The sequence below is a fragment of the Actinoplanes sp. NPDC051470 genome (assembly GCF_040682035.1).
GTDB lineage: Bacteria > Actinomycetota > Actinomycetes > Mycobacteriales > Micromonosporaceae > Actinoplanes.
Genome location: NZ_JBFBAA010000014.1, coordinates 19,315 through 35,495, shown reverse-complemented (window position 1 = coordinate 35,495; position 16,181 = coordinate 19,315). Strand labels below are relative to the sequence as shown.

8 protein-coding genes and 1 pseudogene are annotated in these 16,181 nt (G+C 71.7%); 4 read left to right on the top strand and 5 right to left on the bottom strand.

The features are described 5' to 3' along the window. The first annotated feature begins 143 nt into the window (after positions 1-143). A complete protein-coding gene (locus AB0M54_RS24140) occupies positions 144-1,634 on the top strand; it encodes a helix-turn-helix transcriptional regulator (protein WP_364473815.1) in 1,491 nt (496 codons plus the stop codon). After that, the gene (locus AB0M54_RS24135) at positions 1,631-2,332 is read left to right on the top strand and encodes a hypothetical protein (RefSeq protein ID WP_364473813.1); all 702 of its coding nucleotides are present in this window, start codon (positions 1,631-1,633) and stop codon (positions 2,330-2,332) included. Before AB0M54_RS24140 ends, AB0M54_RS24135 begins: the two co-directional genes overlap by 4 nt. 116 nt (positions 2,333-2,448) lie before the next feature. Here AB0M54_RS24135 and AB0M54_RS24130 read toward each other — a convergent pair whose 3' ends face one another. Together AB0M54_RS24130 and AB0M54_RS24125 are read right to left on the bottom strand one after the other, a co-directional pair. Next, positions 2,449-7,485 (bottom strand): hypothetical protein, encoded by a 5,037-nt coding sequence (locus AB0M54_RS24130; RefSeq protein ID WP_364473812.1) that lies wholly within the window; start codon positions 7,483-7,485, stop codon positions 2,449-2,451. A 112-nt stretch (positions 7,486-7,597) separates the two neighbouring features. Further along, positions 7,598-9,037 (bottom strand): UDP-glucose/GDP-mannose dehydrogenase family protein, encoded by a 1,440-nt coding sequence (locus tag AB0M54_RS24125; RefSeq protein ID WP_364473810.1) that lies wholly within the window; start codon positions 9,035-9,037, stop codon positions 7,598-7,600. Positions 9,038-9,166: 129 nt separating this feature from the next. On the opposite strand from AB0M54_RS24125, the gene AB0M54_RS24120 reads away from it, so the two are divergent. After that, a complete protein-coding gene (locus AB0M54_RS24120) occupies positions 9,167-10,321 on the top strand; it encodes an acyl-CoA dehydrogenase family protein (protein ID WP_364318854.1) in 1,155 nt (384 codons plus the stop codon). A 189-nt stretch (positions 10,322-10,510) separates the two neighbouring features. Beyond that, a pseudogene (locus tag AB0M54_RS24115) lies at positions 10,511-10,741 on the top strand (sigma factor); the annotation flags it as partial. 870 nt (positions 10,742-11,611) lie between these two features. Here AB0M54_RS24115 and purE read toward each other — a convergent pair. The 3 genes from purE to AB0M54_RS24100 all read right to left on the bottom strand — a co-directional run bounded on the left by purE (position 11,612) and on the right by AB0M54_RS24100 (position 16,110). Continuing rightward, complete coding sequence (gene purE / locus AB0M54_RS24110) at positions 11,612-12,109, bottom strand: 5-(carboxyamino)imidazole ribonucleotide mutase (protein ID WP_364318852.1); 498 nt, start codon at positions 12,107-12,109, stop codon at positions 11,612-11,614. Next, positions 12,109-13,248, bottom strand: coding sequence for a 5-(carboxyamino)imidazole ribonucleotide synthase (locus AB0M54_RS24105; protein ID WP_364473808.1), 1,140 nt, complete (start codon positions 13,246-13,248; stop codon positions 12,109-12,111). The genes purE and AB0M54_RS24105 overlap by 1 nt, the downstream gene beginning before the upstream one ends. 882 nt (positions 13,249-14,130) lie before the next feature. Next, positions 14,131-16,110 carry a thioredoxin domain-containing protein gene (locus AB0M54_RS24100; RefSeq protein ID WP_364473806.1) on the bottom strand — a complete coding sequence of 660 codons (1,980 nt, stop codon included), beginning with the start codon at positions 16,108-16,110 and terminating at the stop codon, positions 14,131-14,133. Positions 16,111-16,181 lie beyond the last annotated feature (71 nt).

The window sequence follows — 16,181 nt, the reverse complement described above, 5'->3', positions numbered from 1 at the left end:
CCGCGCCCCATGTGCAGAGTGTGGTGCTCATTCGCACATCAGTCAATCCTGAACGTTTGGCAAGACCCGAAGGGCTTGGTTTGCGCTAGCATGGGCAAATGTGCGGAAGTCCTGCACAACAGCACAGGAGCGGGGGCCAGACAATGCCCGAGGCGGACGGCCCGGATCTCCACGCCAGCCGGCTACGCACCGAGATTCGCGATCTCATCCGGAGCACCCGCCGAGACCGCAACATCAGTCAAGCCGAACTCGGTTCGATGCTCGGTTCCAATCGATTCTTGATCATCCGGATCGAGAAAGGCGAGCGGGACGTCACCCTGGATGAGGCAAGAAGCCTTGACCAAGCTCTTGATCTGGACAAGCTCGCCGACCTGGTCGCGCAACTGCACGAGGCCACTGGGGACACCGGCAATCAGCGTGATCATGTCGTGCGGGAACTACTGCAAACGCCTGCGCTGGAGTCGGTGACCATCGTCGTCGCCGATGATCTCAATGTTTTCGGCATCCTGTTCGACAAGGACGCCGAGGCGATGCGGCTCGACGCTCGTGAGATCCGTGTCGTGTTCCCCACCTTCGAGCGTGAGCGTGTGTTGTTCGGCGGCAGTCCGCTCTGGGGCTTCTGGGAGCAGCAGATCAAGCGCCTCGCCGCACTCCAGGCTTGGCGAAGCGGCCATGCCGGAGCGTTCCAGGTGTACGAATCAGACGAGGTGACCTGCTCGATCGTCACAGCCGACACCCGCACGGGCACTCAGACGGCGTTCTGGCCCTCAGTTCCTGTCGTCGGTCCCCGAGGAGCGATGCGGATCGAGGGAAGCCGGTTGCCCGTGGTGACGGCGGCCGACACCGAGACGATCGGACGCCTTCGAGCACATGTCGAGCACCTGCTGGCCGGGCGTGAACACCTGCGCACCAACGAAGCGCTGTGCCGGTTCGACAACAACTCGCCCGACCCGACCTTCACTCGCTACTTCGCGCAGGGAATAGACGAGGAAGAGGACGTGGCCGAGAACGAAGGACTCGCCGTCTCCCTGGTGCTGGCTACGGCGCGTTGCCCCCGCAAGCACTACGGCGTCGGCCGGCGGGTGGTCGTGTACAAGCGACCGAGCTCCCGGCACGACCGCGGCATGGTCTCCCTGTTCAGTAATCCGGTCGATGACTCCGACATCGATGCCGCGCGCGCGAAGCGACTGGGTCTGGCGCGGGAACGAGGGCGCTCCACCCGCGGCGCGCTGGCGGCCACCTTGGACACCGACACGTTCTTGTCGCCCGCCGGCGGCGTGATCCCCGACCTGGCCTTCCAGATCTCCGCGGCGCGAGAACTCGCGATGTTCGGGCTGGTCGTCGAGCCCGAGCGGCTGAGGGAGGTGAAGCTGCCGTCGGAGCTGAGGCTGGTTCGCAAACCGGACAAGAACGGTCAACGCCGTGCTGCGATCGCTCCGAAACTCTTCATTCTCGAATTGGAGCCGGCCGGTCCGACGACCGAGTTGGACGTGCTCTTCGACGCCGGCGACAGCGAGGTGGTCGGCATCGAGGACATCGCCGAAAGCGACCAGCTCAACGGCTTCCTGGCCGCGGCCAGGACCAACGGATTCCTGATCGACCTGTTGGAGAGGTTGGGGGTGGCGCGACGATGATGACTGCCGGTGCTCCAGGGACATGGTGGCGGTTCGGTGTATCGGCGCCCGGCCCGGCGACCTGGGGCGGGGCACGGCTGCTGCCCGGGCTCTACCGGCCGCTCGTGGTCTATCAGCCGGTGCTCGCGCTCACCGTGCTACGGCACGCTACGAACCGGCCCGAGATCGTGGTCGGCGTACGCGATCCCGGGTCGAACCGCTACCACCAGAACGTGGCCAGCGTGCCGACCCGGCGGGTGCCGCACGCGATCGCCCGGCACTGGCTGCGCGCGCTGCGGACCGGGCGACAGACGTCAGCCGCCACTCGGGCCGACCTCCGGGACGAGGTGGCCAACATCTTCAGCCGCAAGCTAGGTCTGGCCGACCGGCAGGAGCGCGCCGAGATCGGCTTCCATGTGGAGTCGCTGAGCGCCGCCCAGGGCATCAGCGTCATCGGTGAACACGAGGACGGGCGCCCGCGAACCGAGAGCCTGACCATGTTCAACGCGGTGGTCTGGGTCGAGAAGGGCGACGAGCACCTGCCGCCCGAGACGGCGTCCTACAGGCCTCTGGTCTGGGCCGACGTGGAAAACTTCGTGGCCATGTCGGAACACCGGGACACCGGCCGCCTGGAGAAGGGCTTCGAGCGCTCCTTCTTCTGCGCTTACGGCCTGTGCCTGGAGACCAGCGTCCGAGCCCTGCGCAAGATGCAACTCTGAAGGGGTGGACGTCGAGCACCTATCGGCTGACTGCCCTACGCCGCCAGAACGCGTGGCCCGCGCGTCTCCTGTGGCACCACTATCTCTCGGCGCGCCCCCGCCGCCGGTGACGCCGGTCAGCGCATTCGGGTCAGGGCGCCGCGCACCCGCTCCTGGGTTCGGCGGCGGGACTCGTTGGTGGCGCCCAGCACCAGCAGGACGGCGCCCAGGGGCACCAGGATCAGCCATGGGCCCCACGCGCCGACCAGGGTCGTCGCGAAGTGGACGGCCGCGATGACCGTGACCGCGCCGCCGACGACCACCGGGGCCTGCTGCTTGAACTGGGCGCCGACGATCAGGGTGCCGACCGCGCCGCAGAGGAGCAGGACCTCGCGCAGGGCGCCGCCGTCGGTGGTCAGGACGATGCCGACCGTGGGGACGAAGGCGGCCAGCAGCGCCGGGCCGTAGGCCGACCAGCTGCTCAGGTCGGGGCGGTTGCGGGCCTCGATGATGCCCACCACCAGGGCCAGGGCGGCGAACGGCAGGGTGTACGCCTCGGGCAGCACCACGTCGGACAGTGTCATGAACAGCCACCAGCCGACCACCTCGAAGATGACCGCCAGCCAGAACAGGTTGCGCCGCTGGCGGTGCGAGCGGTCGGGCCGGGTCGCGGTCAGGCCGAGCACCGCGCCCCAGGCGGCGAACAACGCGGCCAGGTGTTCCGGCGAGTCGAAGGCCAGCAGGCCGGCCAGGACGGCCGACGCGTAGCCGCTCCACTCGACGGTCAGCGCCTCGCGCCGATATTGCGGCAGCCCCAGGCGGGGCATCGACGCCTCGAGCATGAGCAGGCCGGCACCCACCGCCAGCACGCCGAACGACGCCCAGGCCCGCTCGAGGCCGGCCGCCGCCGCCGCGGTCAGCACGAAGCCCTGGCCCATCGACACGGTGAACAGCCAGCCCAGGATGCGGGCGTGGGCGGAACGCCCGGCGAGCGCCGCCACCAGGCCGACGCCCACCGCGGCGCCGAGCGTGAACAGCGTCAGCGGCTTGGTGGCCAGGCTGCCGGCGAGGCCGGCGCCCCCGGCCATCAGACCGATCACGAAGACCGCGACGCGGGTGGCCCGCAGCAGCGGGGCGCGGGTGGCGACCGGCGGCGGGGTGAGCGCCAGGCCCAGCATCGCCACCGTGAACACCACCAGCGCCGCGCTGGTCGAGGCCGGCCAGGCCAGGTCGAGACCGATCGGCGCCACCAGCAGGGTGATCGCCAGGCCGGGCAGGATCACCGGCACCGACTCGGCCGCCTTGCCGCCGAAGCCGAGCGCGGCCAGCGCCGCCGCCACGGTCAGCAGCAGGGCCGCCAGCACGCTGGTGCCGTCGACCCCGGCCGCCGGTGTGGTCAGTTCCGCCACCGGGCCCTGCCAGATGGCCGAGAGCTGGGCGAACGGGTCGGTCAGGGCGCCGGCCAGGGCCGGGCCCAGGGAGACCAGGGCGAGCAGGGTGGGCACGATGGCGACGATGACCGCGCCGGTGGCCGGGTCGACCAGCCAGCGGCCGCGCAGGCCGCTCGGGCGCAGTTCGGTCCAGCGGCGGCGCTCGACCCAGTAGCGGTCGGGCGAGATGGTCAGGCCGGGCGCCTGGGTGGCGCCGCGCATCAGCTCGGAGATCACCCCGAGCAGGGCGGCCGCGGCGGCGTAGAGGGCCGTCGGGTAGTCGGACGGGATGGAGGCGATCGCGGTCACCGTGGCCCCGGCCACCAGGCCGAACGTGGCCCAGGGCAGGTACTGCGGTATCCACTTGCCGGTCGCGCAGACCACGGCCAGGCTGAGCGCCGAGGCGGCCAGCGCGGCGGTCAGCACGATCTCGGCGTTGCGCCCCCCGCCGGCGGCCAGGGCGGCGAAGATGCCGGGCAGCGCGAGCAGCACCCCGAGGGTGGCCGCGCCGCCGATCAGCGCCCGGTGCCGTGGCATGCCGGTGTCGTCCCGGGCCTGCATGGTGGCGTCGGCGTCGGTCTCCTGGGCGGGCGGGAAGGCCGGGCCGCCGGTGCGGCTGAAGACCGCGACGAGCAGGCCGGTCAGCACGATCAGCAGCATGGCCATCGCGGTCGACCACGGCCGGGCCAGGCCGACCGCGGTGAAGTGCAGGGCCACGACAACGGCAACCGCGGTTCGGGCGTACGCGGCTCGCGGGTCCCAGGCGGTGACGGCGGCCACCGCGTACCCCAGCATCACCGCGCCGCCGACCAGCAAGGGTGACCACCAGGGCAGGCCGAAGGCCGCCGGCGCGCCGATCGTGGCCAGCGTCGCGCAGACCGCGCCCACGTCGTAGGAGAAGGGCGGCGGGAGCGCGGCCGCCGCGGCGATGGCCACGAACAGCAGCGCGAGCGGCGCCTGCCAGGCCATCTCGGGCACGTTGCCCGGGTAACCGCTCAGGTCGGCCGACCAGATCGAGCCGGGCGCGGCGAGGATGCGCAGCCCGGCGCTCAGGGCCAGCCAGGCGGCGATCAGCCCGACGACCAGGCCGGCCACGGCGAGACCCCGGACCGGGCCGCGGCGCCAGTCGTCCGGCAGCGCGCGTACGCCCAGAGCCACCGCGAGAATCACGATCCCGGCGACCACCAGCGGCGCGTTCGGGAACGCGAGCGCGGCGACCCGGGCGAGCGCGCCGCAGATCGCGACCGTGGCGCCCGCGGCGGCGATGTCCGGGCCGTCCAGCATCCGGTCGGCGCGGCGGCCGTTGTCCAGCGACTTGGCGAAGAAGAGCAGACCGGCCGAGGCGAGCAGGAGGGCGCCGACCCAGATGTCCGGCGCGGTGGCGCCCGGTGACAGCAGCGCGGCCAGCGCCATCGCGACCGCGCCCAGGCCGGCCCCGGCGGTCAGCGGGAGGCTGATCTCGCGGCGGGCCACCTGGAACACCGCGGCGTAGGTGAGCGTGCCGGCCACCGCGAGGAAACCGACGGCCAGCGCCGGCACCGTGACGTCCTCGGTGGGCGGCGGTCCCCCGCCCTGGTCGGCGACGGCGAGCACGGCGATGACCGCGGCCCCGGGCAGGGCCAGCGCGGCCGCGCCGGACGCCCAGTCGCCGATCACCCAGCTGTAGATCTTGGCCGGGATCTGGCGGGCGGCGATCGCCACCATCACCCCGGCGCCGGCGATCGCGGTCAGCACGGCCGCGGTCAGCCAGGTCGCGCTCAGCGCGGCGCCCGCCCCGAAGAGGCCGACCACCCCGGCCGCGCCGACGTGGAAGTAGGCCGCCCGCAGCGACGGCGCCCGCATGCCGTAGCCGCCGATGCCGATCGCGGCGATGACCAGCGGCCACGGCGCGGTCGACCAGGGCAGCCCGAAAGATGCGGGTACGGCCAGCGCGGTCAGCGCCACGCCGACGACGGCGCCCTCGTGCCGGTATTCCGCCGGAAGGGCCAGCGCGGCGGCGATGGTGAGCAGCAGCGCGCTGACCGCGAGCAGCCAGCCGGACGGGCCGGCGGCCTCGGCCAGGCGCCCGGCGTACGCGGCGGTGTCGGCGTTCCAGACCGGCCGCGCCGCCTGCACCGGGGCCAGCGCCGCCCGCAGCGCGTCGACCGCGACGAGCAGGCCGATCAGGGTGAGCGCGGCGGCCGAGGCAAGTTGCGGGCCGCGCCGGTCCTCGGCCGGCATCAGGCCGACCACGGCGCCGGTGCAGGCGACCGCGGCGGCGGCGACCATCAGCGTCCAGCCCGGGTCGGCGACCGCGGCGATCCGGGCGCTGGCCCCGATGACGGCCAGGGTGAGGACGGCGCCGGCGATGTTGCGGGCGGTGATGTTCTTCAGCATCCAGGCGGCGGCGTACGCGATCGACGCGGCGAGCACCAGGAGCAGACCGGAGCGTACGGCGTGGTAGACCGCGTCGGCGCCGATCAGCGCGCCGCCCGCGTACAGCAGCGAGCCGGCCACCGCCGCGCAGAGCAGCGCGAAGGTCAGCTCGCGCAGCCAGTCGGCGGACGGCGGGGAGACCGGCGGCCGCAGCGGGACGGTGCCGGCCGCGGGGGCGCCGGCCGGACGCGGGCCGGGGAAGATCCGGGTCGGCAGCCAGCGCCGCCGCCGGCCGGCCAGTCCGGAGATGATCAGGTCGGGTTCCTCGGGCGCCGTCTCGGGCCGGGCCGGGGTGAGCTCGGGGTCGAGGTCGCGCTCGTCGAAGTCCCGCCGGCCGGCCTCCTGGGCGTCCGCCTCGGCCATCCCCTCGCGGTCGCCCGGGCCCGGTCGCCGCAGCGGCCAGCGCGGGACCAGCCGTCCGGTGCGGATCACGGTGGTGAGCAGCAGCAGGTCGAGGAGGGCCACCGCGGCGAGCGCGAGGCCCCAGCCGGCCGGGCCTTCGATCAGGGGGTACGCGAGCAGCGGCGGAACCGGCTGCACGGCGATGATGGTGGCGTACCGCGGCGCGTTCAGCCGGGTGAACCCGGCGTAGAGGAAGCCGGCCACGGCCGTGATCAGCAGCGTGACGCCGAGGAAGACGGCGCTGTTGACGTTCACGCTCAGCGAGTAGAGCGACATCGGCAGCAGCACCAGGCCGACCGCGGACACCGTCTCGGCGGTCGACGACAGGTCGCGCCTGGCGATCCACGGGGCGCTGACCAGCGCGATCGTCGTGAACAGGGCGAGCACGACGGCCCGGGCGGCCGGGTTGGTGACCGCGACCGTGGCGAACACGACGGCCGCCACGCCGATCAGCAGCGCGCCCAGCACCAGCAGGACGTTCTGCACCGACTGGGAAGAGGCCTCGGGCGGGTGGGGCTGGTGGGCCGGCGGCGGTGGCGCGGAGGGCGGGCGGCGCGGCGGTGGCGGCTTCTCGACCGGCGGCGGGTCGTCGACCAGCAGCGTGTTGCCGTCGGTGGCCACGCCGCGCCCGGCCGGCGTGGCCGGCGCCGCCCAGGGTGGCGCGGACGCACCCGGCGGCGGGGGTGGAGGCGGCGGCGCCGTTGCCGGCTCGGGCGGGCGCGGGCGACGCGCCTTCGGACCCTTGGCCTTCTTCTGGGTATTCGCGTGGGCCAGGATGTCGCGCTGGAACTGCGCCGCCTGGATCTTGCTGGCGATCTCGCCGCGCGTCTTGGCGGCCCGCATGTCCTGGATCTTCAGTTCCGCGATCGAGGCATCGATGCGGGCAAGCTCGTCGGCGTAGCTGTCGGGCTCGTTCGCCTGCGCCACGGGACCTCCTCGACCGCTGCGGGGCCTGTCCCCTATTTGAGCATGCCGGTTAGACACCTCATTAGAACAGGCTCACCGCGGACGAGATCACCGGAAACAGGCGCCAACCCCATCAAACCGACGGGTTCGGCCGGCCCATCCCGCGGTACTCCCAGCCCGCCCGGACCCAGAGCGTAGCGTCCAGACAGTTCCGTCCGTCGATGACACGCCTGGCTCCCGCCAGTTCGCCCAGCGTCACCGGGTCGGCGTTGCGGAACTCGGCCCACTCGGTCAGCACACACACCAGATCGGCGCCGGTGACCGCGGCGGACATCGACTCTTCGTAGTGCAGCGCCGGCATGGCGAGCCGGGCGTTGGCCATACCCTGCGGGTCGTAGACGCGCACGTCGGCGCCGGCCTTGGCCAGCGTCGCGGCGATGGCCAGGCTGGGCGAATCGCGGACGTCGTCGGAGTTCGGCTTGAACGCCGCGCCGAGCACCGCGACGCGGGTGCCGGCCAGATCGGGGCCGGCCGGGCCGGGCAGCCGCCCGAGCAGCTCGGTCGCCAACTGGATGACCCGGGTGCGGCGGCGCTGGTTGACCAGGTCGACCTCGTGCAGGAAGCGCAGCGCCTCGCCGGCGCCCAGCTCCTGCGCCCGGGCCTGGAACGCGCGGATGTCCTTGGGCAGGCAGCCGCCACCGAAGCCGACGCCGGCCTGCAGGAAGCGGTTGCCGATCCGGGGGTCGTACCCGATCGCCTTGGAGAGCTGGGTCACATCGCCGCCGGCCACCTCGCAGACCTCGGCCATCGCGTTGATGAAGCTGATCTTGGTGGCCAGGAACGCGTTGGCCGCGACCTTGACCAGCTCGGCCGTGGCGAAGTCGGTGACCACCAGCGGCACCTCGCGGTCCTCGGTGGCAGCCAGGTCGAAGACGCCCTTGTGAGCGGCGTAGAGCATGCCGTTGGCCCAGTCGGTCTTCACGCCGACCACGATCCGGTTCGGCCGCAGCACGTCCTCGACCGCGAAGCCCTCCTGCAGGAACTCGGGCGACCAGGCCACCTCGACCTCGAGCGCCGGGTCGGTGTGCTTCGCGACCAGCTGTTCCACCCACTCGGCGGTGCCGACGGGCACGGTGCTCTTGCCCACGATCAGCGCCCGGCGGCTGAGGTGCTTGGCCAGGTTCGACACCGAGGTCTCCACGTACGTGAGATCGGCGCCCATGCCGTCCGCGCGCTGCGGGGTGCCCACGCAGATGAAGTGCACGTCGGCGAAATCGGCCACCTCCGCGTACGACGTGGTGAACCGCAGCCGGCCCGAGGCCAGGTTGGCGCGCAGCAGCTCGTCGAGGCCGGCCTCGTGGAACGGGACCTGACCGGCGGCCAGTTTGGCTATCTTGACCTCGTCGACGTCGAAGCCCAGGACTTCGTAGCCGAGCTCGGCGAAGCAGATCGCGTAGGTCGCGCCGAGATAGCCGGTGCCGAGGAAGGCGAGCCGGGGGCGGGGGGCGCCCGACGGCGGCCGCACGGCGGGGAAGGCCATGGGCGACGGCTGGGTCGGATAGGGGATCGTCACGGAGATGGTCTCCAGTCGGACGGGGCCGGACGGGGTGCTTCACCTTCTCATGCGTCGTTCACGGCGGATGACAGGCGTACCCTACGCGTCAGTAACATGGGGGTGCGAACCACCTGGAGGGGATTGCGGATGAGCGAATTCGACGTCTATGAGCTGCCCGAGGACCACCAGATCATCCGCGCCGCGGTGCGCGAGGTGTGTGACGCGCGGGTGGCGCCGAACGCCACCGAGGCCGACGAGACGGCCACCTTCCCGAAAGCCAGCTACGACGCGCTCCGGGCGGCCGACTTCCACGCCCCGCACATCCCCGAGGAGTACGGCGGCGCCGGGGCCGACGCCCTGGCCACGGCCATCGTGATCGAGGAGGTGGCCCGGGCCTGCGCCTCGTCCTCGCTGATCCCGGCGGTGAACAAGCTGGGCACGATGCCGCTGCTGCTGTCCGCCTCGCCCGAGCTCAAGGACCGTTACCTGCGCCCGGTCGCGGCCGGCGAGGCGATGTTCTCGTACTGCCTCTCCGAGCCCGAGGCCGGCAGCGACGCCGCCTCGATGACCACCCGGGCCGTCCGCGACGGCGACCACTGGGTGCTCAACGGAGTGAAGCGCTGGATCACCAACGCCGGCGTGTCCGAGTACTACACGGTGTTCGCGGTCACCGACCCGGCCGCCCGCAGCCGCGGCATCTCGGCCTTCGTGGTGGAGAAGGCCGACGAAGGTGTCAGCTTCGGCGCGCCCGAGAAGAAACTGGGCATCAAGGGCAGCCCGACCTGCGAGGTCTACTTCGACAACGTGCGGATCCCGGCCGACCGGATGATCGGCGACGAGGGCACCGGCTTCGCCACCGCGATGAAGACCCTCGACCACACCCGGGTCACGATCGCGGCGCAGGCGCTGGGCATCGCGCAGGGCGCGCTCGACTTCGCCCTCGGGTACGTCAAGGAGCGCAAGCAGTTCGGCCAGCCGGTGGCCGACTTCCAGGGCGTGCAGTTCATGCTGGCCGACATGGGCATGAAGCTCGAGGCGGCCCGCCAGCTGACCTACGCGGCGGCCGGCAAGAGCGAGCGCGGCGACGCCGACCTGACCTACTTCGGCGCGGCCGCCAAATGCTTCGCCTCCGACGCCGCCATGGAGATCACCACCGACGCCGTCCAGCTCCTCGGCGGCTACGGCTACACCCGCGACTACCCGGTCGAGCGGATGATGCGCGACGCCAAGATCACCCAGATCTACGAGGGCACGAACCAGGTCCAGCGCATCGTCATGGCCCGCCAGCTGCTCAACGGCTGACGACTCCTTCGCGCTTCTTTTGTTGAATGGCCGGGCTCATCGCCCGGCCATTCTGCTGCCATCTCCCCGATTCGTGCCATGACGGATTGCTGACGGTCGATGACGGCAACCATCGCGGCCGGGTGAGCGTCTTGGGTGGCGACATTGCTTCACAGCCACCTTCGCCACGACCGAACGGGGAACCCGCGGGTGATTTCCGCCGAGGAGGAGTTCGACTGTTTTGTTCGCGCCCGGACGCACGCTCTGCTGCGTTCGGCCTATCTGTTGACCGGTGATCAGCAGCACGCCGAAGACCTGGTGCAGTCGGCGCTGGCCAAGACCCACCAGTCCTGGAAGCGGCTGGCCGACACCGGCAACGCCGAGGCGTACGCCCGTCGCACCATGTACCACCTGCAGGTCTCCTGGTGGCGCCGGCGCAAGCCGCCCGCGTCGCCTCGGTCGGACCCGCCCGGACCGGCCGTCCCCGACCGGCTCATCTACCTCGACCACAAGGAACTCCAGCGGCTCAACGCCGACCGGACGACCGACCCCCTGTTCGAGGCGCGCACCGAGTCCTGCGGGCTGGTCGTCTCGCCCGACCGTGGCCACATCGCCTACGTCGTCTCGGACGGCGGCGGCGCCACCGGCGACCTGATCGTGGGCCGCGGCCTGACCGGTGAGAGCCCGAAGACGATCCTGCGCAACGTCTCGTGCATGGGCGGCACCAGCCCGGTGTGGGCCGGCCGCAGCGGCAAGCTCGTCGTCAAGCAGGGCAACGCCGGCCGGCGGGTGACGGTCGACGTGACCGGCCGGATCGGGGCGACCCCGTTCACGAACGTCGAGGGCTACCTGGCCTTCTCGCCGAACGGACAGCACGTCGCCTATCGCGACCAGAACGGCCAGATCGTGGTCGCCGGGCCGGACGGCGCCCTGGAGCGCAGCTTCGACCACAAGGACGAGAGCCCGACCGGCGGGTTCAGCGTGCAGGGCGTCTCGGACGACGGCAAGCGCGTGGTGGTCGGCCTGCTGAACACCGACCCGGACATCGTGCGGACCGGCTTCCGGCTGGTCGACGCGCAGACCGGCCGCGACATCGACCTGCCGCCGGCGGTGACCGGCCCGAACCCCAAGGCCGCCGACATCACCTTCATGTCCGGCAGCGACCTGCTGCTGCGGGCGAACGGCAAGCTGCACCGGCTCACCCGCGACGGCGCCGAGATCCTCGACACCCGCACCGAACCGGGCGGCCTGAACGGCGCCCAGCTCCTCGGCTGGTACTGATCCGGCGATGATGGGCCGGCGGGCGAACCGTCAGCCCATCAGCTTGGCGCGCAGCGCGGCGTCCTTCTCGGTGACCATCTGCTCGAGGCCGGTCTGGAAGTCGGTCATCCGCTTGCGGATCACCGGGTCGGACGCGCCGAGGATGCGCGCCGCCAGCAGGCCCGCGTTGCGCGCGCCGCCGATCGACACCGTCGCCACGGGTACGCCGGCCGGCATCTGCACGATCGACAGCAGCGAGTCCATGCCGTCCAAGTATTTCAAGGGGACCGGTACGCCGATCACCGGCAGCGGGGTCATCGACGCGACCATGCCCGGCAGGTGCGCGGCGCCACCCGCCCCCGTGACGATCACCCGGAGACCCCGGTCGGCCGCCGAGGTGGCGTAGTCGACCATCTTGCGGACCGTACGGTGGGCCGACACCACGCCCACCTCGAACGGGATCTCGAACTCGGCCAGCGCCACCGCGGCGGCCTCCATCGTGGACCAGTCCGAGTCGCTGCCCATGATGATGCCGACGACCGGGTTCATCACTCGCCCTCCTGCAACCAGCGGGCGGCCCGGGCGGCCCGCGCCCGTACCGAAGAAAGATCGTCACCCAGCACGGTCACGTGACCGATCTTGCGGCCGGGCCGGACCTGCTTGCCGTAGAGGTGCACCCGCGCTCCCGGGTCCTCCGCGAACAGGTGGTGCAGCCGCTCGTCGATCGAGATGCCACCCGGAGCGCCGCCGAGCACGTTGGCCATCACGACGACCGGGGCGGTCAGTGCGGTCTCGCCCATCGGATAGTCGAGCACCGCGCGCAGATGCTGTTCGAACTGCGAGGTACGAGCGCCCTCGATCGTCCAGTGCCCCGAGTTGTGCGGCCGCATGGCGAGCTCGTTGACGACCAGTCCGGCGTCGGTCTCGAACAGCTCCACCGCCAGCAGCCCCACCACGCCGAGCGAGGTGGCCAGGTCGATGGCGAGCTGCTGCGCCTCGAGCGCCCGCTGGTCGGACAGCCCCGGCGCCGGCGCGATCACCTCGACACAGATGCCGTCCTGCTGCACGGTCTCGACCACCGGATAGGCCGCCACCTGCCCGAACGGCGACCGCGCGACCAGTGCCGCCAACTCCCGCCGCAGGGGCACGCGCTCTTCGAGCACAATGTCCTTGCCGATCAGCGGTTCCGCGTCCTCGAGGCTGTGCAACATCCAGACGCCGCGCCCGTCGTACCCGCCGCGTGCGGCCTTGGCCACCACCGGCCAGCCGTGCCGTTCCGACATTTCCGAAATGTCGGTCAGGTGGGTCAGGCGCCGCCAGTTCGGAATCGGCGCGCCCAGCGCGGCCAGCCGCTCCCGCATTCGCCCCTTGTCCTGGGCGAAGATCAGCGCGTCGGCCGACGGATAGACCTTGAACCCGTCCTTCTCCAACGCCCGGATATGTTCACCCGGCACATGCTCATGGTCGAACGTGACCGCGTCACACCCGTCGGCGAACTCCCGCAACGCCGCAAGGTCAAGATGCGACCCGAGCCGCACATCCGCGGCCACCAGAGCCGCCCCGTCATCGGCCGACTCCGCCAGCACCCGCAGCGACTGCCCCAAAGCGATAGCAGCCTGATGCGTCATACGCGCCAGCTGCCCGCCACCAACCATGCCCACAACGGGCAACCCAGTTCGACCATCCATGACCCGAACAGCCTAGCGACCCGCCCCAGCTCAACCCCCACCCCACCCAACCCAACCTCCACCCGCCGCGCTCTTCGCCCGCCGCACCTGAATCGCGCGGCCCACCGCCCGACGAAACGCCGCGATCCCTGCCTGGAGACCAGCCACCCCGCCAGCCGCCACGCCCCAGCCAACGTCTCCTCGCCCCTTTGCTCTGAGCGCGTATAGGCACCACTTGGATGGGCGCGACATCCAGATACCGCCAACATCGAAGTGGTGCCTATATGCGCTCAGAGCAAAGCGCCCATGAAGGGGTCTGGCGCGGAGCGGCTGGGCAGAGCAGAGGGGCTGGGCGCAAAGCGGAGCGGCTCGGCGCAAAGCGGCCGGGAACGGCAAGGCCCGGAACGGCGAGACGGGGGTGCGGTTGGGCGCGGAGCGCCCGGAGGGGTGACCACTTACGCAGAACGAAGGGTGCGCGGCTCTGTTCTGGCCGGCCACGGCCTTGGAGCCGCGCGCCCGGCCTCGGCGGGAGCTGCGGTCAGCACACCCCACCCAGCTACGACATCAAGCTCTTGATCTTGATCTGGGGTGGCAGGCCGGCAATTGCGCCTCGGCGGAAGCCGCTCCGGATCTCGAATTGGCGAGCCGGAGAAAGCGCCTCGGCAAAAGCGGAAGCCGCTCTGGATCTTGAAATGGGGCAGCCGGACGAAGCAGGCATGAAGGTGTCAATGAGGCGACTCTTGCGTTGCCCTGGCTGCGCGAACCGGGTGAGAGTGAGGTAAATCCGTCGATGTGGGAGGGGGGTATGCGGTGAACGGCAACGGTCTGGGCGGCATCTGATCATGCGACTGATCACCCCGACGCGAGCGCGGGCGCCCGGCGGCGGACGGGCGGGCCCAGCGGTCACGGGTTCAGGCGGGCCAGGAGGTCGGGGACCGTGGTGGCGGGGCGGTCGCAGACGAAGCCGCGGCAGACGTAGGCGGTGGTCGCGCCGTTCTGCAAGGGGCGTTCGGCCAGCAGGGGCACACCGGGGCGGTCGGGGGCGCCGGCCACGATCACGGCACCGGGCGGGGCGTGCTTCCGCGCCGCGGTGAGCAATTCATCATTCTCGGCCAGAGCCACGGCGATCTCGTACGGGCCGGACAGCGCCGCCTCGGCGACCGTGGCCGCGTAGCCGGCGAAGCGCGGGTGACCGCCGATCAGCGGGCCCACCGTCGCCAGGGCCGCGTCGGCCGCCGCCCGGTAGCGCTCCTCGCCGCTCAGCGCCGCGAACGACACCAGCGCCGCGCAGACCGCGGACAACCCGGACGGCGTGGCGTTGTCGGTCGGGTCGGCGGGCCGGGTGACCAGCCGTTCCGCGTCGTCGGCGGTGTCGTAGAACCCGCCTGAGCCGGTGGTGAACCGGGTGAGCGCCACGTCGAGCAGCGAGCGTGCGAGGGTCAGCCACTTCCCGTCGCCGGTGAGCTGGTGCACGGCGCAGAACGCCTCGGCCACGCAGCCGTAGTCGTCGAGCACCCCGGCGGGGGCGCCGACCACGCCGCCGCGGGAGACGCGACGCAGGCGGCCGTCCACGATGTGCCGCTCGGCGAGTACCGACGCGAGGGCCACCGCCTCGTCCCCGAACAAACCGGTGAGCTGGGCATACTCGACCAGCGCGGTGATCGCCAGCCCGTTCCAGGCGGCGACCACCTTGTCGTCGCGGGCGGGTTGCGGCCGCTGGGCTCGCGCGTCGAGGAGCCGCGCCCGGACGTCCCGCCAGCGGGCGACCAGCTCAGGCGAGGCCGCGTCGATGTCCCGGGCCAGCACCAGCACGCTGCTGCCGTGCTCGAACGTGCCCCCGGCGGTCACGCCGAACAGGTCAGCGGCCCACTCGCCGTCAGATGGCCCCAGCGCGGAGGAAAGCTGGGCCGGCGTCCAGGCGTAGGTCAGGCCCTCGACACCGTCGGTGTCCGCGTCGAGCGCCGACGCCAGCCCGCCCTCGGGCGTTCCCAGGTCACGCAGCAGGAACTCGGCGGTCTCGTCGGCGACGCGTCGCGCGAACGGGTCGTCGGTCAGGCGCCAGAGCTGGGTGTACGCCCGGAGCAGCAGCGCGTTGTCGTACAGCATCTTCTCGAAGTGCGGCACCGTCCACGTCGCGTCGACCGCGTACCGGGCGAACCCGCCGGCCAGCTGGTCGTAGATGCCACCGCGGCCCATCTGCTCGGCGGTGTGCCGGACCACCTCGAGGGCGGCGTCGGAGCCGGTGCGCTGGAAGCGTCGCAGCAGGGCGAGCAGGTTCATGTGCGGCGGGAACTTGGGCGCCCCGCCGAAGCCGCCGCGCTGGGTGTCATGCTCGGCGATCAGCCCGGCCGCGGCCTGGTCGAGCAGTTCGGCCGAGATCGGCGCGGTCGGCCCGCCGACGAGTTGCGCGCCGCCGATCGCCTGGACGACGGCCGCGCCCTGCGTCACGACCTGCTCCCGCTGATCGCGCCAGGCCGTGCCGACGGACTGCAGCAGCCGCGTGAAGTTCACCTTGGGGAAGTACGTGCCACAGAAGAACGGGTCACCCTCGGGGGTGGCGAACACGGTCATCGGCCAGCCGCCCTGCCCGGTCATCGCCTGGGTGGCGGTCATGTAGACGGCGTCCACATCGGGCCGTTCCTCGCGGTCGACCTTGATCGCCACGAAGCCGTCGTTGATCAGCTTGGCGACCGCCTCGTCCTCGAACGACTCGTGCGCCATCACGTGACACCAGTGGCACGCCGCGTACCCGACCGAGATGAGCACCGGCACGTCCCGCCGCCGCGCCTCGGCGAACGCCTCCTCCGACCAGGGCCACCAATCGACCGGGTTGTCCGCGTGCTGAAGCAGATAAGGGCTGGTCGCATCCGAAAGCCGGGCCATACGTTCACCGTATCCCGCCACCGACGATCAACTTCACCAGACGGAGGTACGCCAGACCACTCCTTGCCTCC